Genomic DNA, 17,934 nt, shown 5'->3' on the forward strand with positions numbered 1-17,934 from the left:
CTGCCGGAATCATCGCATCTTAACTCAGGGTCGGGAATGGGGGATGGGATGCTACAGGACTACAATCTGCTGGTGACGCAGTTCGTTACCCTTTGGGCGGTTCTGGAACCCATAAGCCACCTGTCCCTCTTTCTCGCCACGACCTCCGAGATGACGCCGCAGCATCGCCGCCGGGTGGCGATGTATTGCTGCATGTTCGCTTTCCTGATCCTGGTGTTCTTCATTCTCGTGGGGCGCGCGCTGCTGGATGCCATGGGCATCTCATCCCTGTCGTTCCAGATCGCTGGCGGGCTGGTGCTGTTCATCTACGCCACCGGAATGATCTTCTCCGAGCCGCACTCGCCCCCGGCCCTTGAGGTTGGTTCCGACAAACATCTGATGTCGCTGGCGGTCTATCCCCTCGCCATTCCCATCATCGCCGGACCCGGCGCCATCCTGTCCGTGGTGATCCTGGCGGACAACAACCGGCATGTGCTGTCGCACACCGCCATCACGATCTTCGTGGTGGCGGTTCTCATGCTCATCCTCATGGTGCTGTTCTGGTTGGGCGAGTACGTCATCCGGGTGATTGGTTCGGCGGGCGCCAACCTCATTCGGCGCATCATGGGGCTGGTCCTGGCTGCGCTGTCGGTCAACATCGTGCTCACCGCCGTGGCGCAATGGCTGAGCCTGCCGCCGATCTGACGCGTGGTCCGCGCGCCAATAGCGGAACACAAGTGTCACGAGATCGCTCTATGCAGTGCCGGGAGCCAACCCGGCCGCATTTCAGGAGAGTAGAATGCCCGCCAAGACACCTCGCGCTCCCGCCAAGACCGCGCCAACTGCGGCTCCGAAGGTCGCGAAAGCCCCTTCGGCCTCGGTCAAGTCACGGCAGACCGCGGCGCTCGCGACCCCTTCCGACCTCGTCGGTTCGAACGCCGTCAAAGACATGGCCGGTGCGCTGACCGCGCTGCTCGCGGACGTGTTCGCGCTCTACATGAAGACAAAGAACTTTCACTGGCACATGTCCGGCCCGCATTTCCGCGACTATCACCTGCTGCTGGATGAGCAGGCGGACCAGATTTTCGCGATGACCGACGAAATGGCCGAGCGCGTGCGCAAGGTGGGCGGCACCACGCTGCGCTCCATCGGCCATGCCGCGCGCCTTCAGCGCATCAAAGACAATGACGCCGACTTCGTCACGCCCGACGACATGCTGGCGGAATTGCGCGACGACAACCTCCAACTGGTTGCCCTCATCAAGGAATGCCACGACCTCGCCGACGAGCACGAGGACATCGCCACCGCCTCGCTGCTGGAGAATTGGACCGACGAGACCCAGCGGCGCGCCTGGTTCCTGTTTGAGACCACGCGCAGGGGTGTCTGAGGCGTTCCTACATCGGCATGGATGCCATCACAGCCGCGCGCGGCTGTGATGGTGAGACCGCTCATTCCCCGGAATAGCGCTCTTCCTTCCAGGGATCGCCGCGCTCGTGATAGCCGCGGACCTCCCAGAAGCCGAGTTCGTCGGCGGTGATGAACTGGATCCGCTTCAGCCACTTGGCGCTTTTCCAGAAATACAAATGCGGAACTACGAGGCGAAGCGGGCCACCGTGCTCGCGGGTCAGCGGCTTGCCCTCCCAGCTATGGGCGAGGATGGCGTCAGGAGCCGCGAAATCCTCCAGCGGCAGGTTGGTGGTGTAGCCGTCGAAGGAATGAAGCACGACAAAATGGGCATCTTCGCGCGGCTCTACCAGGGCCAGCAGATCGCGAGTGGAAACGCCATCCCATCTATTGTCGTAGCGCGACCATGTGGTGACGCAGTGGATATCGGTGACTTCGGTGGTCTGGGGCAGCGTTGAAAACGCTTCCCATTTCCAGTGCATGGGCTTTTCCACCAGCCCGTCCACATCCAGTGACCAGCGGATCGGCGGCAGGTTGGGCTGGATGCCGAGGTCGAGCACCGGCCAGTCCTTCACCAGATGCTGGCCGGGCGGCAGCCGGTCCGCCTCCGGCCGGGTCGAGCGGCCGGTGAGGAATTTGTGCTCCCGCGCCCATTTCTGCTTGGTGGTGGTGAGCTTGGTGGGGTTGGCCTCGACGCCGGAAGCGGAGGTCGCGTCATCGTCCTGTGCCATGCAAGCCTCCCATCGAAATTTTAAGCTAGGACAGCGCCGGTTCCACCGAAAGGTCCGCGTGGACGTCCGCGAGAATTTCGTAGGACCGCACCCGCGCGCCATGGTCGAAGATCGCGGAGGCGACCATCAATTCGTTCGCGCCGGTCTTGTCGAGGAAGGCCCGTAGCGAGGTCCGCAGCGTCTCGCGGGAACCGACGAAGGCGCAGGCCAGCATGCCGGAGGCGTGGGCCTTTTCCATCGGTGACCAATAGCTCTCGATATCGTCGATGGGCGGCGGCAACTGGCCGCGCGTGCCACGCACCATGTTCGCAAAGGTCTGCTGCACGGAGGTGAACAGGCGCCGTGCCTCGGCGTCGGTGTCGGCGGCAATCACGTTCACACCCACCATGGCGTGCGGCTTATCAAGCTGGCGCGAGGGTTCGAACCGCTCCCGATAGACCGAGAGCGCCTGCATCAGCGCCTCGGGCGCGAAGTGGGAAGCGAAGGCATATGGCAGGCCCAGCATGCCGGCGAGCTGGGCGCCGAACAGGCTGGAGCCGAGAATCCACAAGGGCACATTGGTGTTGGTGCCCGGCACCGCCTGCACCTTCTGGCCCTCTTGGAGTGGCCCGAGCAGGGCCTGCAATTCCAGCACGTCCTGCGGGAAGGTATCGGCGGTGTTCGGGTCGCGGCGGAGCGCCCTCAGGGTGCGCTGATCAGTTCCTGGCGCGCGGCCGAGGCCGAGGTCGATGCGCCCCGGAAACAGCGTCGCCAGCGTGCCGAACTGTTCGGCGATCACCATGGGCGAATGATTGGGAAGCATGATGCCCCCGGCGCCGACCCGAATGGTCTTGGTGCCGGCCGCCACATGGCCGATCACCACCGAGGTCGCGGCCGAAGCGATGCCGATCATGTTGTGATGCTCGGCGAGCCAATAGCGCCGGTAGCCCAGCCGCTCGACATTGCGCGCGAGATCGAGCGAATTGCGCAGCGCATCCGCCGGCGAGCCGCCCAGGGGGATGTGGGCGAGGTCGAGGATGGAGAACGGGGGCGTGGGCTTAGAGAGCATGGGACGGTTCACTCGCTGAAATACGCCGGCAGACGTGCGCCCCCGCCGACGCCCCTAAGATTGGGGCGACGGCAGGTGTTCGCAAGCCCGCCGCATGTCAGTGATGCACCGTCAGTGATGCGCCTGGAGGCGCCGCATCCAGGGCAGGATGCAGAGGAACACCAGGGCGGCGCCGAAACCCAGGAGGGCCACCTTGAAATAGACCGACGCGCAGGCGGCGGCATAGGCGGCCATATTGGCCTCCGCACCCGGCGGCAGCGTGGCGAGCGTGCCGATCCACCCGGCGGCGTATGCGCCGAAGGAGGTGGAGAGGAACCAGGCGCCGAACATCAGACCGGTGAGAGCCGGCGGCGACAGAGCGGTGATCATCGACAGGCCAACCGGGGAGAGCGACAGCTCCCCGCAGGTGAGCAGGAAGATCGCGGCGGCGATCCACAGCAGCGAGGCCGGCGTGCCGGAGGATGAGAGATAGGCGGCGGTGGAGATCAGCGCGAAGCAGCCCCCTGCGAACAGAATGCCGAGGAAGAATTTCACGCCCGTCGACACCGGCCGCCCGGCCGCCGCGAACGCACTCCACATGCGCGCGAAAAGGGGCGCCAGGATCAGGATCATAAACGGGTTGAACGAGGTGAACATGGCGGACGGCATTTCCATGCCGAAGATGTGCCGGTCGATGGCGCGGTCCACCAGCAGCAGCACCGGCCCGTCTTTCTGCTTGAACAGCGCCCAGAAGAAGCTGGCGAACAGCACATAGATCATGATGGCGATGAGGTGCCGGCGATATTCAGGCGCCGAGGTGAAGGCGCGATAGATCACATAAGCATAGGTGAGCCCGCCGCCGATCAGCATCATCAGCTTGGCGCCGTCCGGCTCGGCCAGCAGATAGGTGAGCACGGGCACGGCCAGCAGCGCGCCGATCACTGCAGGAGCGATCATGCGCGGGCGGGGACATTTGAGGCTGGTGGGCGAATAGTGCCGGGTGCCCCATATGAATACCACGAGACCGATGGCCATACCGATGGCCGCGAGGCCGAAGCCCAGGTGCCAGTCGATCTGCTGGCCGACATAGCCGACGATGAGGGTCGCGAGCAGCGCGCCCACGTTGATGCCCATGTAGAAAATCGTGAAGCCGCCATCCCGCCGGGGATCATCCGTGCCATAGAGCTGGCCGACCACGGCCGAGACCGAGGATTTGAAGAAGCCGGTGCCCACCACCACGAACGCCATGCCCGTGAACATGCTCATCGCCCCAAACGGCAAGGCGAGCACGATGTGGCCGACGATGATGATAAGCCCGCCGACGATCACCGCCCAGCGGAAACCCAGCACCCGATCTGCCAACGCGCCGCCGACGATCGGTGTGAGGAAGACGAAGGCGGCATAGGCGCCATAGGTCAGGCTGGCGCGGGCATCCGAAAAGCCCAGCACGTTGACCATGTAAAGCACAATGAGCGCCTGCATGCCGTAGAAGCTGAACCGCTCCCACATCTCGGCCGCGAACAGGAAGGTGAGACCCCTGGGTTGCCGCAAAGATGTCTCGCGCGGAACCTCGATCACTTCAGCTACGCTCATGGTGCCCCCCGGCTACAGGAAATGCGCGACCGCTCGCATGAGGCCCGCCATGTAACCTGTTTATCAGGGGCCTAAATCACGCCGCGCGGCAGAGCGTGTCAATGCCGAAGCGTCATGCTTGCCTGCGGCACTCAGTAGTCGACCTGGGCGAGATAAAGCCCGCAGGCCGGCGCCATGGGCCCGCAGCGGGCACGGTCGCGCGAGGCGAGCACGTCGGCGAGGTCGTCCGCGCTCCAGCGGCCCTCGCCCACCCGCATCAGCGATCCCACCATGGAGCGGACCTGATGGTGGAGGAAGGAGCGCGCCGAGGTGGTCACGCGAATATCCTCCCCCTCGCGCCTGACATCGAGCCGGTCCAGCGTTTTCAACGGAGAGGCGGCTTGGCACTCGGCGGCGCGGAAGGCGGAAAAATCGTGCTGCCCCAGCAGCCTCTGCGCCGCCACATGCATCGCCTCTGCATCCAGCCGTTGGGGGATGCGCCACGCCCGGTCCCGCTCAAGCGCAAGGTCCGGCCTGCGGTTCACGATCCGGTAGAGGTAGTGACGCCTTAGCGCGGAGAAGCGGGCGTCGAAGTCCTGGGCCACCTTTTCGGCCGCGAGCACCGCCACAGGATGCGGGCGAAGCTGCGCGGTGAGCCCGTCGCGTATGGTGTCGGATCGCCAATCGCGCGTCAGATCCACATGCGCCACCTGGCCGGTGGCGTGGACGCCGGCATCGGTGCGGCCGGCGCCGGCGACATGCGCGCGCTCGCCTGCCAGCTTCTCCACCGCATCCATCAGGACGCCTTGGACGGTGGGCAATGCCGCCTGCATCTGCCAGCCGGCGAACTGGGTGCCGTCATATTCGATGGTGAGCTTGTAGCGGGGCATGCCGACCCGCCTCAGGTCAGCCGCGCGCCGGCGGGCAGGGGATTTCCATTGAGGAATACCTCCGCGCCCATGGGCTGCTTGCCGGCCTTCTGTAGGCTGGTGAGCCGCACCGCACCTTCGCCGCAGGCGATGACGAGGCCGTCTCCGGTCACCTCTCCCGGAGCGCCGGTGCTGTCCGCAAGCGCGGAGCGCAGAACCTTGACCCGCGTGCCGTCTTCGAGCGGAAACCACGCGCCCGGAAAGGGCGAGAGCCCGCGAATGGAATTGTGGACCTCGTGCGCCGGCCGCGACCAGTCGATCCGCGCCTCCGTCTTGTCGATCTTGCGGGCGTAGAGCACGCCATCCTCAGGCTGGGGCGTAAAATGCAGCCCGCCACGCTCCAGCGCCGCCAGCGCCCGCCCCATCAGGTCTGCCCCCAGCACCATCAAGGTGTCGTGCAGTTCGCCGGCGGTGGTGTCGGGACCGACCGGCACACGTTCCAGAAGGCCCACCGGGCCGGTATCAAGCCCGGCCTCCATGCGCATCACCGCGATGCCGGTCTCGGCATCCCCCGCCATCACTGCCCGCTGGATCGGCGCGGCGCCACGCCAGCGCGGCAGCAGCGAGGCGTGGAGGTTGAGGCAGCCCAGGGTCGGCGCGTCGAGGATCGCCTGGGGCAGGATCATGCCATAGGCGACCACCACCGCGAGGTCCGCAGCTAAGCCGCGCATCTGCTCTGCCGCCTCTTCGGTCCGCAAGGTTGCGGGGGTGAAGACGGGTATGCCGAACTTCTCCGCCACCGCATGCACAGGAGAGGGCAGGAGATCGAGCCCGCGCCGCCCAGACGCTGCCGGCGCGCGGGAATAGACGGCGGCCACGTCATGGCCGCGCGCGACGATCTCGGTGAGGGTCGGCACGGCGAAATCCGGCGTCCCCATGAAGACGATGCGCATGGCTCTCTCAGGTTTGGGTCTTGCGTGCGATGGATCGCCGGCTCAGCCGGCCGCCTCGCGCTTAGCGGCCTTGGCGAACTTCTTCACCACGCGGTCGCGCTTGAGCTTGGACAGATGGTCGATGAACAAAACGCCGTTGAGGTGGTCGATCTCATGCTGGATGCAGATGGCGAACAGGCCGGAGGCTTTTGTCTCCACCGTCTGACCATCGAGATTCAGGTAGCGCACCGTCACCTCGGCGGGGCGCGCAACTTCCTCGTAATATTCCGGAATGGAAAGGCAACCCTCGGAATAGACCGACTTCTCTTCGGAGACAGCCACGATCTCAGGATTGATCAGGGCAAGCGACTGCTTGGGCTCGTCGTCGCGAGCGATGTCGATCGTCACCACCCGCTTCAGCACGCCGACCTGCGGCGCCGCCAGCCCGATGCCGGGCGCGTCGTACATGGTTTCGAACATATCGGCCACCAGCGCCTTGATCTCGCGGTCGATCTTTTCGACCGGCTTGGAGGTCAGCCGCAGGGTCGGTTCGGGGATGATGAGGATGGGTCGCAGAGCCATGTTTTCGCAGATATTCCATGGCGCTCGCAGGGTCAACATGTTCGCGCTTTGTTCATGGGGCGGAATCGGATAAAGAGAAAAAATGAGCGAAGTTCTGTTCCATCTCGGCGCTTTGGCGGTCACATCGGGCATGGCGCTGGCGGGTTGCGCGGCGGGCGCGCTGCTTCTGCTTGCCCTCATGACGCTGTCGGCGCGGCGTGCAGCCGGCGACCGGGCGGCCGAGGCCGAGGAGGCGGCGCTGCACGCCCGCGAGATGGAGGTGCGCCTGCGCGACCTCGCCCGCATCCAGGCCGAAACCACGGGGCGGGTGCAGAGCATGGGCGAGGTATTGGCCCAGCGGCAGAGCGACCTTGCCCGCGCGGTTTCCGAGCGACTGGATTCATCCTCCCATCGGTTGGGGGAGAGCTTCAATACCGCTGCCCGAGCGACCCATGAGAGCCTGACCAAGCTGGCTGAACGCCTGATCATGGTGGAGAAGGCGGAGAAAAGCCTCTCCGACCTGTCCTCCCAGGTGATTTCCCTGCGCGAGACCCTTTCCAACAAGCAGGCGCGCGGCGCTTTCGGCCAGGCACGGATGGAGGCGATTATCGCCGATGGCCTGCCGAAGGACAGCTTCGCCTTCCAATATACCCTGTCGAACGGTAGGCGGCCGGACTGCGCGGTGTTCCTGCCCGGCGACCATCGCCCGTTGTTGCTCGACGCGAAGTTCCCCCTGGAAGGGGTCACTGCCTTTCGCGAAGCGCAGACCCCGGAGATCAGGAAGGCGGCCGCCGCGCGTCTCACCACCGACATGATGAAGCATGTCAACGACGTCTCTGAACGCTACCTGGTGCCGGGGGAGACGCAGGATATCGCGCTCATCTTCGTACCGTCCGAATCGGTCTATGCTGAGTTGCACGAGAATTTCGACGATGTGATCCAGCGGGCGTTTCGTGCCCGGGTGGTGATTGTCTCTCCCTCGCTTCTGATGCTGGCCATCCAGGTGGTGCAGGCGATTTCCAAGGACGCCCGGATGCGCGAGCAGGCCGATCGCATCCGTCATGAGGTCGGCGCGCTGGTCGCCGACGTCACGCGCCTGCGCGACCGCGTTGGCGACCTCTCCAAGCATTTCGGGCAGGTGGGAGACGACGTCGCGAAGGTGCTGGTCTCAGCCGACAAGATCGCCAAGCGCGGCCAGCGGCTGGAGCAATTGGAGTTCGAGGATATGCCGCAGTCCGCGACAGAGACGCACGCGGGCGTGCCGGCATCTCCTGCTCCCCTAGGGCCTCTCGTTCCCACGGAACCCCGCGGGGTGTTCGGCCTTGGCTCGCCGGGTGCGGCGGCGGAATAGGGCGCCTTAACGCACCGTTTCGTTCTTTCTCATCGTTTCGCGCATCGTTCCTCGCGGCCGCATGGATGCCCTTGACCGCGTGTGGTCTTGCCGGTGCGGGCAGTGGACATCCTTGCAAATGCGTCTTTGCGCGATCCGGTTGTGTCGTTAGTTTCATCGCCGCGTCATGAACCAGCCGGCGCCGCCGATTCGTCGCGCGCTGGAAGTCGAAGGAAGAAATGCCCGAACTGCCCGAGGTGGAAACAGTCCGCCGCGGCCTTCTGCCCGTGCTTCAGGGCGCCGTGATCGACACCGCTGAAGCGCGTCGTCCCGATCTGCGCTGGCCGTTGCCTGAAAATTTCTCGGAACGCCTTGCCGGCCGCCGTATCGAGGCGGTGGGACGCCGGGCAAAATATCTGCTGGCCGATCTCGATGGCGGTGAGGTGCTCATTCTCCATCTCGGCATGTCCGGCTCGATTCGCGTCGAAGGATGGGGTGGAAAATCTCAGCCCGGTCGTTTTCATCATCCGCGCGCCGCGCCAGGCCCCCACGACCATGTGGTGTTTAACCTTGCCTCCGGCGCCACCGTCACGTTCAACGACCCGCGTCGCTTTGGGGCTATCCTCCTTGTCCCCTACGATCGGCTGGACAGTCATCCGCTGCTGCAGAACCTCGGGCCGGAGCCGCTCGGCAATACGTTCAGCGCGGTCCATCTCGCGCGCGCCTTGGCGGGGCGCCGCACCAACATGAAGGCTGCATTGCTGGACCAGAAGGTGGTGGCCGGGCTCGGCAATATCTATGTTTGCGAGGCGCTCAACATGGCGGGTATCTCGCCCCGTCGCCTCGCCTCCACCCTCGCCACCAAGGCGGGAGAGCCAACCCAGCGCACCGAACGGCTGGTCACTGCCATAAGGGAAGTGCTGCGCGCGGCAATCCAGGCCGGCGGGTCGAGCCTGCGGGATCATCGGCAGGTGGATGGAGAGCTTGGCTATTTTCAGCATTCCTTCCGGGTTTACGATCGCGAGGGCAAGCCATGCCCCACCTTTCGTTGTTCCGGAACGGTGCAGCGCATCGTCCAGGGCGCCCGCTCCACCTTCTTCTGCCCGGTCTGCCAGCGTTAAGACCTCAAGTGGCGAGTGGGCGACTTTCCCGCAGAAATGCTAAGTGAGATCGAAAGAGCGGCTTGAGGCGCTTCGGGAGGCACATATGACCTATGAGACGGTGAAGGTGGAGACGCACGGGCGGGTTGGACTGATCCGCTTCGACCGGCCGCAGGCGTTGAACGCCATCAGCATCCAGCTCGTGCGCGATCTCTCCGCCGCGCTCGACGCGCTCGAGGCTGACCGCAACATCGGCTGTCTCGTCCTGACCGGTTCCGAGCGCGCGTTCGCCGCCGGCGCCGACATCAAGGAGATGCAGGAGTTCACCTACCCAGACACGTATCTGGATGACTTCATCACCGCCTGGGAACGGCTGTCGCGCACCCGCAAGCCGATCATCGCGGCGGTTGCGGGTGTGGCGCTGGGCGGCGGCTGTGAACTCGCCATGATGTGCGACTTCATCCTGGCGGCCGACAACGCCCGCTTCGGCCAGCCGGAAATTCGCCTTGGCGTGATGCCCGGTTCGGGCGGCACCCAGCGCCTCACGCGCTTCATAGGCAAGTCCAAGGCCATGGAAATGTGCCTGACCGGCCGCCTGATGGACGCGGTGGAGGCGGAACGCTGTGGCCTCGTCTCGCGCATCGTCCCGCTCGCGGAATTGGTGGATGAGGCCCTGAAGGTTGCCGCCTCCATCGCTGCGATGTCGTTGCCTGTGGCCATGATGACCAAGGAAAGCGTCAACCGGGCCTTCGAGACCAGCCTCGCGGAAGGTATTCGCTTCGAACGCCGCGTATTCCAGTCCCAGTTCGGCCTCGCCGACCAGAAGGAAGGCATGGCCGCCTTCATTGCGAAGCGCCCGGCGGAATTCAATCGGGACTGAATGGTCTCGTATCGCTGGGAGCCGCCAATTTCCATGGGGAGTGCGCGCGCTTCCCGTTGACAACCCCCGGCGCGCTCCCCTAGAAGACGCCCTCCCGCCGCTCCTTGGACCGGCGCGGGCCCAGGTGGCGGAATTGGTAGACGCGCTGGCTTCAGGTGCCAGTGGCTTAACGGCCGTGGAGGTTCGAGTCCTCTCCTGGGCACCACTCATTTCTTAAGCTCCTGATTTGTTTAGGGTTTTCGGGCTGGCGCCCGCACCACTAGGCGAGGTGCGGGCGTTTTTGTTCTTGGGTTGTTTCCTCACCAGCAATTTTGCGGCTTCCTCAGCCAGCTTTTTCCGGTCGGCGGCACGCGTATAGAGCGACGCCATTTTCGGCGTGGTCCATCCGAACAAAGCCATCATCTGCCTGTCGGTGGCGCCGTTCTCGGCTGCGCGCGTGGCACCGGCTTTGCGCAGACCGTGGGCCGAGCCAGGGCAACCGGCATCGCTACATGCCTTACGAAACCAATTGCCGAAGCTCTCCTTCACGAATGGGTGGCCGGATTCCGTTATGAGGAATGCGAGGTCGCCCGTTTTGGTCGCGTCGATCGAGCGTTCCAGTGGCGACAGCAGCGGCAAAAATACCGTCTCGCCTGTCTTCTCTGTGCGGATCGTTAGCAGGCCGTCGCGCAAGTGTTGCTTGCCAAGCTTCACCACGTCACCGCGGCGCAAGCCCGTGTATAGCAGCAGGTCGAACGCCAACCGTTGGCGGGTACCGACCGGCCATTTTGCCTCGAAGGTGGTCACCTCATCTTCGTTCCATGTGTGGAACCCATGTTCGTCGTTGGCTCCCTTGAGGAGTTTCACGCCAGTGCAGGGATTGGTCTTTACAAGCTTCCCATCGCCCGTTGCCCAATCGAACAGTCCGCGCATGGCCTTCAAAAAATTGTTCGCCGAGTGCGGCCTGGACGCGCGGCGTTCGCGCCCGAGAATGATGGTCTTCTGAGTGATGTTGCCGAGAGGTTCCTCCCCAGCGGATTTCACAACATGGAGATAAATGTTCTCGCGCTGGCGGCGAGTCGCCGATGCAAGGCCTGCCCATGCCGAACTTGCGCGATAGCGATCGATCGCCCAACTTAGCGAGCCGGTTTTTGGCCCCTTTTTCGGGTGGGGCTCCCCCTCAATAGCCGCGCGATACTGTGTCCAGAATTCGGGCGTATCGTACTCTGCCATCAAGCGGATGCGTGCACCGTGATGACGGCGCACATACCAGGTCGTGACGCCATGGCGGGTCACTTCCCGGTGTAGGTAAGGGGGGCGGGGCTTCGGCATAGGCGCCTCAGAGGACGATATCGCTCCCGTCGCGCTCGATCTCCGGTTCAACGGTGATTTTGCGTTTCGGGTCGAGCGGAAGAATTACGATCGAACCATCCGGACGTGATTCCACCTGGGTGTCCGTCTGCATGCCCGCGGCACGAACCGCCCTCAGAACGCGGGTTAGGTCGGCCTGGGTATGGCGGGCTTGCGTTCGGGCCATCACAGCACCCCCAAGAAAATGAATGCGGCCTTGCCCACCTTGTCCCCGTGCTTACGTCGCCCGACACACGGCGAGGAGGTGGGCTTGCCGCTGTTGGGCCGGCCGCTGGCCCGCAGGAGGACCCCGTGCGTCAGGTTCATGTCACACCCCTTTCGAGGAGAAGACGCGCACCGTTCCGATGCGGCCGAGTTTCGTCGCCGCGAGGCGGCGTTCGAGGTCCGCGATCGCGCGGCCCAACTCATCGAGGGAGGCGTATTGGTGGCTGCGGCCATCGGAATACTGCACGCGCAGGACGCCTCGCCCGCGGATCTGGCGCAGCTCGGTGAGCTGCGCCTCCAGTGTCGTGGTGTCTTCGGCCATGATCAGGCACCCGCCTTCGACGCGTACCAGCCGCGCCAATCCACGAAGCCGGCGCCGAAGTCGAGGCGGACCTTGACCTTCACACCGTCCACGTCGAAGCCGGCCTGCGTCTCGATCTGCGGCCCAGGCTCGCCTTCCAGATAGGCGAACTCCAGCCCGTCAACCTCGGCAGGATCAGCGACCACATACCAACGCCCGGTGTCGGTAAGCCGGGGCTCCACCAGCACCGTCAGCTTGGAGGTAAACACGTTCACCTCGTCCACCGTCGCCGGGGTGATCTGCGCCACCAGCGTTTCCGCCATGGTCTCCAGCTCCGGCGGCACCAGCAGGAACTTCGGCGTCACCGCGATGGGTTCGGCCACCAGCCCCTTTTGTTTGCGCATGGCGAGCCGGGCGGTGCTGAGGGCAGAGGTGCCGTCGAGCGCCACCGTCCCCTTGTTGCCGTGGTCCGTATGGAACAGGGCTTTGCCATCGGACAAGGTGGGGCCCAAGCCTGCCGCGCTCGTGATGAGGTCCACAAGGAACTTCGCCTCGAAGGCCGCCGCCGCACGGCCGAACCGGCGAGCAAGGTCTGAGAAGGCGCCGAGGTCATCATTCACCAGGGCCTGCCGGGTGATGGAGATAATCCGTCCGAAGGTGTCGAGCTTGTAGGACTCCTTTGCTTCAGCGAGGCCGCCATACTTAAACTCGCCGTCTTCCAGCACCTTCTCCAGCGTCGGAGCTTCCGAAAGCTGAAGGCGATGCTTGTTCCGGAAGTCGCGATTGGTGGTCTGGCGACCAAGCTGGCGCACCGGCGCCGGCGCGGTGCGATATCCGTCGCGAAGGGTGCGACCCACCGTGTCGCCAAGGATCAGCGGAAAGTCGCTGGTGGAAAGCGCCCGCTCGATCACGCTGGCAGAGGAGAGGCCCGAGGTCTGCACACCACGGGTGCGGAGGCAGTCGCGGGCGATCTCCGGGATGGAGAGGCCGACATATGCGCGGGCAGGCTCGGAGGGCGTGTGCCCCGGATTTGCACGGGTATAAAGCGCCTCACCAAGGGCGCTGGCGCGCACGGACGGGTCCGTGTGGTCGGTGCCCACGCTGATGGTGGTGTTGCGCACATGGCCGGCCGGGGCCATGCGCGTGCGCATTGCGTCGAAGGCCGCCGCACGGGCGGCTTCCACGGTGGCGCTTGCGTCCACCTGGGTGTTCACCCAGCCCTGATCAAGGTCGGCGAGAGTTGCAATAGAGCGGATCTCCGCGTTGACGGCGGCCCGGTCCGCAGCAGCCGTCTGGTTGAGGATCGGCGCGGCGGCCGGGGTGGAGGGAACCGGCGAGTTCGCCGGCTCGGGGCTAACCGTCATGTCATGGCTCCTGATGCCTGCATGCGGGTCGGCGGGGACAACGACGAGGCTGGCCTCGATCAGAGTGAAGCGTTCGGCCACCTTCTCGCGGCGGCCGGTCTTCGCATTGGTGCGCTCGGCCCAGGTGTGGACCTGGTAGCCGATGGAGATGCCGAAGGTGGCGCCATCGGTCAGCTCGGCGGCGATGCGCTGCGAGCGGGGATTGTGGCGGGAGAGCGTGGCGCGCCCCAGGAGGTCCCCGCCGACCACGCGCAGCGTGTCGACGCTCCCGAGCTGGCGGTCCACGCTCTCCCTTCCATGGCTGTCGAGCAACGGTACCCTGGCGGGCCATGCGCGCTGCAACAGCGAGAGGATCTCGTCATGGGCGCCCCGGACATCCCAGCGCTCGACGGCGGCGCCCGTGGAGAGCACTGCCTCGAAGGTCCATGTGTCGGGGTTCCAGCTCGTCGCCGCGAGCGGGGCGCGGCGGGTGATGATTTCAGTCATTCCATTCACGCTCCCGGAAGCCGGGTCCAGCGTTTGCGAGGCGCTCGCAGTGCAGCGCAAACCGCTCGGCAGCATCTTGCAGACGGCGCAACTCATTGACGGTGCAGTATTTTGCCAGCCGGCCACCTTCCTTATAGAAGGCGTTCCAGTGTTCGATGAGGAGATCGGGAGGGGTGGAGGGGCGATGGCTCATGCTGCGATGTCCTCCGCGTCGAGAGCGTCGGGAGCCGGGGCCGCAACAGCGCCGAAGGTGAGGCCGAGGGCCTTGGCGCGCGCGTTGTCGGACGCGATTTCGGCGTCGATGACTTCGAGGTCATAGCCCCGCGCGGCGACGGCCTGACGGCGGCTCATGAGACCTGCGCCGATGGCGGCGATCTCCGCTTCGGCATCCTTCTTCGGGTCCACCCATTCTTGCCGCGGTGTAATCCAGCGGGCGCCCAGCCAGGGCTCGGGGTCGCGCTCGAAGCCGGGCGCGTCCAGGCGCCCGGAAAGTATCTCGGCAGTGACGAAGCGGCGCCAAACGGGGCGGCAAAACTGGAACACCAGCACGTTGTGCTGAAGCGCCTCGACGCGGCGGCGAAACTCCACCAGCCCTGCGCGGATGCTGGAATAGTTGGTGCCGGAAAGGTCGCCGGTCATCGCCTCGTAGGGCACACCCAGGCCGGCCGCGATCTCGCGGGCCGTCACCTTCATGAACTCGATCACCTCCCCGCCGACGCTGGCGGCCTCGGAAAAGCGAATATCCTGGCCCGGCAAGAGAACCTTCAAGATACCAGGTTCAATGCCGCCATCGAGATTGCCCATGCCATCGGCCTGCCCCTGAAAGTCGGCGGGCACGCCGTTGGGATCAGTGATGAATCCTGCGAACATCGCGGCCACCTTCTGGCGCATAAGCTGCGCATCGGAGGCGGCGTCATAATCAGCCATTCGCAAGAGGCTCGGAGTAAGCCAAGGCAGCCCCCGCACCTGGCCGGGCATATCCACCCGAAACAAGTGGCACATGTCCTCGGCGGGGATGCGAATGGTGTCGAGCATGGTGCCCAGCGGCAGGCCGGGGCGCTCGCGGAAGACGTGGTAGGCAAGGCGGCGTCCGGTGGCGTCGAACTCGACCCCCGCCACGATACGCACACCGCCGCCGGCATCCCGATGCATTGCCGGGTCGATCTGTTCGGCATCCAGCAGACGCACGGTGAGGGCGCCATTGGGCGCATAGATGAAGACGGCGAAGGATTCCCCGTCCACCACCAAGCGGCGGGCGGCGAGCGCCTGCATGCCGTAGAAATCGGTTGAGCAGTCGGCATCGGCGCCGTCCACCCAACTCTCGAATTTGACATTGAGTTTCGCGCGCACAGATGGGTCAGGGTGCGTGGACTGCGGCTTGATGCCGGTGCCAACAAGTGCCGAAACCCAAGTCTCGACGCCGGATGCCGCGTGAGGGTTGTTCCCTACCATCGCCCGCGAGCGCTTGCCCGCCGGGCCGCGCGCCGCAAGCTGCGCCGCGAGCTGGTTGGGCATGTCGTTGAAGCCGCGCCAACGGCGCCCACCGCCGGCGGCGTCATAGGAACGGCGCGCAACGGCGGTGCTGCCCAGCGGGCGGCCGAAGCTCTCGAAGATGCGGGAGAGGACGTTTTTCATTCTGCGTCGCTCCGCTTCACGGTGACGACGGGCCGGGGAGAGCGGCCTGCGAGGTCTTCGCCGAGCGCCTTGCAGTCGAGTACGATGCCGCTGGCGCTCTGCCCCTTGCTGTCCTGCATGGCCTGCCATCCTTCGAGATGGGCACAGCGAATCACGCCGCCGGCGGTGGGAAGGATCAGAAAGCGGGCATCGCCCGTGCCGCGCGATCCCACAAAGCGGGCGTCTTCGCCCTGGATGCTTGCCCACTCAGCAAAGTCCATGACCATGAAGCGGGCGAACAAAGCAGCCTCGGCAGCGGTGCCCACTGCCACGCCCCACGCGGTCAACTGCTTGAGAATAATGAGATATGCGAGATCCAGAACTTCGAACACCGCGCGGCCGGACACCGTCTTGGTCTTCAAGAGGTCGCGACGGCGCCAGTCCCGCATAACCACCTGCGGAACGCCGGTCATGGTCTCGGCCTCGGAGGCAGAGAAGGTTTCGCGTTGGATCTCGATGCGAATGGTCATTGTTCAAACCGTGTTAAGTGCCGTCATTACGTGAGATATAACACGATATACCAATCGTGTGAAGTCCCACGATTGCATTTCAGCACTGGCGTCCAGTGGCCCGCTGACTCACCCCTCCCCCTCCGCCATGCGCTCGATCTCGCGAACCAGGGTGGCGGCCATTTGTGCGGGCCAATCCATCTCCTCCTCGGTGAGGCCGATGTACTTGTCGGCCGGGAACATGTTGAACATCGCCACCCGCGCCTTCACCGCCAGCCCCGCAACGCTTTTCGCTGGCATGACGCGTATTTGGGTGGCGATGGCATCCACCTGATCCAGGGCGTCGTCTGAGGCGGTGTGGCCAAACTTATCGCGCAAGGCATCATGGACGATGGCGGAATAGGGGTGGTCGTAATCGATCGGGGCGCATGCGTCGGAGAAAACGTCTTGGTTTCGTTGCGTGACCCACCACAACTCCAACCACGCTTGGTGTTTGAGGCCGAACACCTGACCTAGCCGCAGCAACTCAGCGTCCGGGTGAGGCTCGAATTCGGCATAGGTGTCCCGTTCGCGGACATGACAGTTCATGCGCGTTTCTCCCTGGAGTTTTATTGGTGGGGTTCGGTTTAACTTGCCGGCGCGGCGGCCTGCACACGCTGCATGCGCTCACGAATAGCGCGGACAATTTCGGAGTTCTGTGAAGCACCATTGCGGGAAGCTTCGGTTTCTATCCAGACCTTCACCTCTTGAGGGAGTCGGATTTTTACGTGGGGGTCGCCTCTCGCCATACAGTTTCCAATGCCGCACGGTGCGTTATATGGATATAGCGCACCGTGCGGCATTTGCGTCAAGCGAAAAGTGCGGCATACGTGCGTCATGGCACGAGATGATCCACACTTTCGCCTCCGACTACCTTGGGACCTCAAGGAGCGTATCGAGCGAGACGCGAAATGGAGCAAACGCTCGATCAATGCGGAGATAATTTCTCGAATTGAAAGGACAATCGCCCAAGATGATTTGTTAGAAACCACGCAATCAATGCGTCCAGGCGATCTTTATACTGATGGAAGCTTGGATTTATTCATGTCGGGAGACGACATGAAGTTATTGCTTCATTTGCTTGAATTGAAATTATCTACCGTCATCAAAGAAACAATTAAGGCGGAACTCAAAAAATAAAAGCGGCTGCGGAAAGCGGTGGAATGACAGATATCATCAAGCGACCGGGCTGGGATTGGACGGTCTTCTATCGATGGGACGATGAGCCTGGTATCCATGCCATGACAGTGTTTGGTGCGATGAGCATGGAACAAGCCGTTGACGACGCGAGATTTTCGTTAGGTGAGGCCTATGAGATTCTCGGCCTAGTACGGGAAGATTTGCCGCTTCAGGCTCACATCCATGACGATGACGGCTGTGATCCGCTATGAGCCTCGTCCATAACGAGCGAACCAAGCTCACGGCCACGCTTTTGAACAACGTCGCCGCTGCCACCCTGGTGACTGGCGTGGTCGGCCCGAACGTCGCTTTGTCCTATGGATTGCCTGGCCCGGCGGGTGGGTGGTCAGCGCTGCTCATCACCGTGGTTTGGCTTTTGGCCGGATCGGCCATACATTACATGGCGAGATATCTTTTGAAGGGACTGAAGCCGTGACGCCGGAAACCATCGCTTGGCTGGTCGCACCGGTGCTGTTGCTGATCGTCTGCTACGGCATCTTCCT

23 protein-coding genes and 1 tRNA gene are annotated in these 17,934 nt (G+C 64.1%); 9 read left to right on the forward strand and 15 right to left on the reverse strand.

Annotation, left to right across the window (positions count from 1 at the left end):
• The first annotated feature begins 48 nt into the window (after nt 1–48).
• Both ADADO0_RS17300 and ADADO0_RS17305 read left to right on the forward strand, forming a co-directional pair.
• Nucleotides 49–684 (forward strand): MarC family protein, encoded by a 636-nt coding sequence (locus ADADO0_RS17300; RefSeq protein ID WP_511306429.1) that lies wholly within the window; start codon nt 49–51, stop codon nt 682–684.
• Between the two features lie 94 nt (nt 685–778).
• Nucleotides 779–1,366 (forward strand): Dps family protein, encoded by a 588-nt coding sequence (locus ADADO0_RS17305; RefSeq protein WP_511306430.1) that lies wholly within the window; start codon nt 779–781, stop codon nt 1,364–1,366.
• 61 nt (nt 1,367–1,427) lie between these two features.
• Here ADADO0_RS17305 and ADADO0_RS17310 read toward each other — a convergent pair whose 3' ends face one another.
• The 6 genes from ADADO0_RS17310 to def all read right to left on the reverse strand — a co-directional run bounded on the left by ADADO0_RS17310 (nt 1,428) and on the right by def (nt 7,096).
• Nucleotides 1,428–2,114: a sulfite oxidase-like oxidoreductase gene (locus ADADO0_RS17310; protein WP_511306431.1), complete on the reverse strand. Its 687-nt coding sequence runs from the start codon at nt 2,112–2,114 to the stop codon at nt 1,428–1,430.
• A 25-nt stretch (nt 2,115–2,139) separates the two neighbouring features.
• Complete coding sequence (locus ADADO0_RS17315; RefSeq protein ID WP_511306432.1) at nt 2,140–3,162, reverse strand: LLM class flavin-dependent oxidoreductase; 1,023 nt, start codon at nt 3,160–3,162, stop codon at nt 2,140–2,142.
• A 111-nt stretch (nt 3,163–3,273) separates the two neighbouring features.
• Entirely contained in the window at nt 3,274–4,734 is a 1,461-nt protein-coding gene (locus tag ADADO0_RS17320) for a peptide MFS transporter (RefSeq protein ID WP_511306433.1), read from the reverse strand.
• Nucleotides 4,735–4,865: 131 nt separating this feature from the next.
• Entirely contained in the window at nt 4,866–5,603 is a 738-nt protein-coding gene (gene truA, locus ADADO0_RS17325) for a tRNA pseudouridine(38-40) synthase TruA (RefSeq protein WP_511306434.1), read from the reverse strand.
• Nucleotides 5,604–5,614: 11 nt separating this feature from the next.
• Entirely contained in the window at nt 5,615–6,535 is a 921-nt protein-coding gene (fmt, locus tag ADADO0_RS17330; protein ID WP_511306435.1) for a methionyl-tRNA formyltransferase, read from the reverse strand.
• Between the two features lie 42 nt (nt 6,536–6,577).
• Nucleotides 6,578–7,096 carry a peptide deformylase gene (def, locus tag ADADO0_RS17335; protein ID WP_511306436.1) on the reverse strand — a complete coding sequence of 173 codons (519 nt, stop codon included), beginning with the start codon at nt 7,094–7,096 and terminating at the stop codon, nt 6,578–6,580.
• A gap of 82 nt (nt 7,097–7,178) precedes the next feature.
• Here def and ADADO0_RS17340 point away from each other — a divergent pair, with 82 nt between their 5' ends.
• The 4 genes from ADADO0_RS17340 (at nt 7,179) to ADADO0_RS17355 (ending at nt 10,590) form a co-directional block, all read left to right on the forward strand.
• The gene (locus tag ADADO0_RS17340) at nt 7,179–8,426 is read left to right on the forward strand and encodes a DNA recombination protein RmuC (RefSeq protein ID WP_511306437.1); all 1,248 of its coding nucleotides are present in this window, start codon (nt 7,179–7,181) and stop codon (nt 8,424–8,426) included.
• A 218-nt stretch (nt 8,427–8,644) separates the two neighbouring features.
• Nucleotides 8,645–9,526, forward strand: coding sequence for a bifunctional DNA-formamidopyrimidine glycosylase/DNA-(apurinic or apyrimidinic site) lyase (mutM, locus tag ADADO0_RS17345; RefSeq protein ID WP_511306438.1), 882 nt, complete (start codon nt 8,645–8,647; stop codon nt 9,524–9,526).
• 85 nt (nt 9,527–9,611) lie between these two features.
• Complete coding sequence (locus ADADO0_RS17350; RefSeq protein WP_511306439.1) at nt 9,612–10,385, forward strand: enoyl-CoA hydratase; 774 nt, start codon at nt 9,612–9,614, stop codon at nt 10,383–10,385.
• Nucleotides 10,386–10,503: 118 nt separating this feature from the next.
• Nucleotides 10,504–10,590, forward strand: a tRNA-Leu gene (locus ADADO0_RS17355).
• Between the two features lie 8 nt (nt 10,591–10,598).
• On the opposite strand, the gene ADADO0_RS17360 is transcribed toward ADADO0_RS17355, so the two are convergent.
• The 9 genes from ADADO0_RS17360 to ADADO0_RS17400 form a co-directional block, all read right to left on the reverse strand.
• Complete coding sequence (locus ADADO0_RS17360) at nt 10,599–11,696, reverse strand: tyrosine-type recombinase/integrase (protein ID WP_511306440.1); 1,098 nt, start codon at nt 11,694–11,696, stop codon at nt 10,599–10,601.
• A 7-nt stretch (nt 11,697–11,703) separates the two neighbouring features.
• Nucleotides 11,704–11,901: a hypothetical protein gene (locus ADADO0_RS17365; protein ID WP_511306441.1), complete on the reverse strand. Its 198-nt coding sequence runs from the start codon at nt 11,899–11,901 to the stop codon at nt 11,704–11,706.
• A 141-nt stretch (nt 11,902–12,042) separates the two neighbouring features.
• Nucleotides 12,043–12,261 (reverse strand): phage head-tail joining protein, encoded by a 219-nt coding sequence (locus tag ADADO0_RS17370; protein ID WP_511306442.1) that lies wholly within the window; start codon nt 12,259–12,261, stop codon nt 12,043–12,045.
• Between the two features lie 2 nt (nt 12,262–12,263).
• Nucleotides 12,264–14,090 carry a prohead protease/major capsid protein fusion protein gene (locus ADADO0_RS17375; RefSeq protein ID WP_511306444.1) on the reverse strand — a complete coding sequence of 609 codons (1,827 nt, stop codon included), beginning with the start codon at nt 14,088–14,090 and terminating at the stop codon, nt 12,264–12,266.
• A complete protein-coding gene (locus ADADO0_RS17380; RefSeq protein ID WP_511306445.1) occupies nt 14,083–14,283 on the reverse strand; it encodes a hypothetical protein in 201 nt (66 codons plus the stop codon). The genes ADADO0_RS17375 and ADADO0_RS17380 overlap by 8 nt, the downstream gene beginning before the upstream one ends.
• Nucleotides 14,280–15,725, reverse strand: a complete 1,446-nt coding sequence (locus ADADO0_RS17385) for a phage portal protein (RefSeq protein WP_511306446.1) — start codon at nt 15,723–15,725, stop codon at nt 14,280–14,282. Before ADADO0_RS17385 ends, ADADO0_RS17380 begins: the two co-directional genes overlap by 4 nt.
• On the reverse strand, nt 15,722–16,234 hold the full coding sequence (locus tag ADADO0_RS17390) for a MerR family transcriptional regulator (protein WP_511306447.1): 513 nt from the start codon (nt 16,232–16,234) through the stop codon (nt 15,722–15,724). Before ADADO0_RS17390 ends, ADADO0_RS17385 begins: the two co-directional genes overlap by 4 nt.
• 108 nt (nt 16,235–16,342) lie before the next feature.
• Complete coding sequence (locus ADADO0_RS17395; protein WP_511306448.1) at nt 16,343–16,801, reverse strand: hypothetical protein; 459 nt, start codon at nt 16,799–16,801, stop codon at nt 16,343–16,345.
• 38 nt (nt 16,802–16,839) lie between these two features.
• Nucleotides 16,840–17,091: an Arc family DNA-binding protein gene (locus tag ADADO0_RS17400; RefSeq protein WP_511306449.1), complete on the reverse strand. Its 252-nt coding sequence runs from the start codon at nt 17,089–17,091 to the stop codon at nt 16,840–16,842.
• Between ADADO0_RS17400 and ADADO0_RS17405 the strand changes: the two genes are divergently transcribed.
• Genes ADADO0_RS17405 through ADADO0_RS17415 form a run of 3 tightly spaced genes read left to right on the forward strand, consistent with a single transcriptional unit; the run spans nt 17,090 to nt 17,867 of the window.
• The gene (locus ADADO0_RS17405) at nt 17,090–17,392 is read left to right on the forward strand and encodes an Arc family DNA-binding protein (RefSeq protein WP_511306450.1); all 303 of its coding nucleotides are present in this window, start codon (nt 17,090–17,092) and stop codon (nt 17,390–17,392) included. The two genes, ADADO0_RS17400 and ADADO0_RS17405, sit on opposite strands and share 2 nt — an antisense overlap.
• Before the next feature lie 23 nt (nt 17,393–17,415).
• Nucleotides 17,416–17,643: a hypothetical protein gene (locus ADADO0_RS17410; protein WP_511306451.1), complete on the forward strand. Its 228-nt coding sequence runs from the start codon at nt 17,416–17,418 to the stop codon at nt 17,641–17,643.
• Nucleotides 17,640–17,867 carry a hypothetical protein gene (locus ADADO0_RS17415; RefSeq protein WP_511306452.1) on the forward strand — a complete coding sequence of 76 codons (228 nt, stop codon included), beginning with the start codon at nt 17,640–17,642 and terminating at the stop codon, nt 17,865–17,867. Before ADADO0_RS17410 ends, ADADO0_RS17415 begins: the two co-directional genes overlap by 4 nt.
• The last annotated feature ends 67 nt before the right edge of the window (nt 17,868–17,934 follow it).

This window comes from Aquabacter sp. (assembly GCF_965279295.1).
GTDB lineage: Bacteria > Pseudomonadota > Alphaproteobacteria > Rhizobiales > Xanthobacteraceae > Aquabacter.

What these genes read in the sequence shown, in the direction of transcription:
- ADADO0_RS17300 (WP_511306429.1), top strand. Translation starts at nt 49, where the DNA reads ATGCTACAGGACTACAATCTGCTGGTGACGCAGTTCGTTACCCTTTGG.
- ADADO0_RS17305 (WP_511306430.1), top strand. Translation starts at nt 779, where the DNA reads ATGCCCGCCAAGACACCTCGCGCTCCCGCCAAGACCGCGCCAACTGCG.
- ADADO0_RS17310 (WP_511306431.1), bottom strand. Translation starts at nt 2,114, where the DNA reads ATGGCACAGGACGATGACGCGACCTCCGCTTCCGGCGTCGAGGCCAAC.
- ADADO0_RS17315 (WP_511306432.1), bottom strand. Translation starts at nt 3,162, where the DNA reads ATGCTCTCTAAGCCCACGCCCCCGTTCTCCATCCTCGACCTCGCCCAC.
- ADADO0_RS17320 (WP_511306433.1), bottom strand. Translation starts at nt 4,734, where the DNA reads ATGAGCGTAGCTGAAGTGATCGAGGTTCCGCGCGAGACATCTTTGCGG.
- truA (WP_511306434.1), bottom strand. Translation starts at nt 5,603, where the DNA reads ATGCCCCGCTACAAGCTCACCATCGAATATGACGGCACCCAGTTCGCC.
- fmt (WP_511306435.1), bottom strand. Translation starts at nt 6,535, where the DNA reads ATGCGCATCGTCTTCATGGGGACGCCGGATTTCGCCGTGCCGACCCTC.
- def (WP_511306436.1), bottom strand. Translation starts at nt 7,096, where the DNA reads ATGGCTCTGCGACCCATCCTCATCATCCCCGAACCGACCCTGCGGCTG.
- ADADO0_RS17340 (WP_511306437.1), top strand. Translation starts at nt 7,179, where the DNA reads ATGAGCGAAGTTCTGTTCCATCTCGGCGCTTTGGCGGTCACATCGGGC.
- mutM (WP_511306438.1), top strand. Translation starts at nt 8,645, where the DNA reads ATGCCCGAACTGCCCGAGGTGGAAACAGTCCGCCGCGGCCTTCTGCCC.
- ADADO0_RS17350 (WP_511306439.1), top strand. Translation starts at nt 9,612, where the DNA reads ATGACCTATGAGACGGTGAAGGTGGAGACGCACGGGCGGGTTGGACTG.
- ADADO0_RS17360 (WP_511306440.1), bottom strand. Translation starts at nt 11,696, where the DNA reads ATGCCGAAGCCCCGCCCCCCTTACCTACACCGGGAAGTGACCCGCCAT.
- ADADO0_RS17365 (WP_511306441.1), bottom strand. Translation starts at nt 11,901, where the DNA reads ATGGCCCGAACGCAAGCCCGCCATACCCAGGCCGACCTAACCCGCGTT.
- ADADO0_RS17370 (WP_511306442.1), bottom strand. Translation starts at nt 12,261, where the DNA reads ATGGCCGAAGACACCACGACACTGGAGGCGCAGCTCACCGAGCTGCGC.
- ADADO0_RS17375 (WP_511306444.1), bottom strand. Translation starts at nt 14,090, where the DNA reads ATGACTGAAATCATCACCCGCCGCGCCCCGCTCGCGGCGACGAGCTGG.
- ADADO0_RS17380 (WP_511306445.1), bottom strand. Translation starts at nt 14,283, where the DNA reads ATGAGCCATCGCCCCTCCACCCCTCCCGATCTCCTCATCGAACACTGG.
- ADADO0_RS17385 (WP_511306446.1), bottom strand. Translation starts at nt 15,725, where the DNA reads ATGAAAAACGTCCTCTCCCGCATCTTCGAGAGCTTCGGCCGCCCGCTG.
- ADADO0_RS17390 (WP_511306447.1), bottom strand. Translation starts at nt 16,234, where the DNA reads ATGACCATTCGCATCGAGATCCAACGCGAAACCTTCTCTGCCTCCGAG.
- ADADO0_RS17395 (WP_511306448.1), bottom strand. Translation starts at nt 16,801, where the DNA reads ATGAACTGTCATGTCCGCGAACGGGACACCTATGCCGAATTCGAGCCT.
- ADADO0_RS17405 (WP_511306450.1), top strand. Translation starts at nt 17,090, where the DNA reads ATGGCACGAGATGATCCACACTTTCGCCTCCGACTACCTTGGGACCTC.
- ADADO0_RS17400 (WP_511306449.1), bottom strand. Translation starts at nt 17,091, where the DNA reads ATGACGCACGTATGCCGCACTTTTCGCTTGACGCAAATGCCGCACGGT.
- ADADO0_RS17410 (WP_511306451.1), top strand. Translation starts at nt 17,416, where the DNA reads ATGACAGATATCATCAAGCGACCGGGCTGGGATTGGACGGTCTTCTAT.
- ADADO0_RS17415 (WP_511306452.1), top strand. Translation starts at nt 17,640, where the DNA reads ATGAGCCTCGTCCATAACGAGCGAACCAAGCTCACGGCCACGCTTTTG.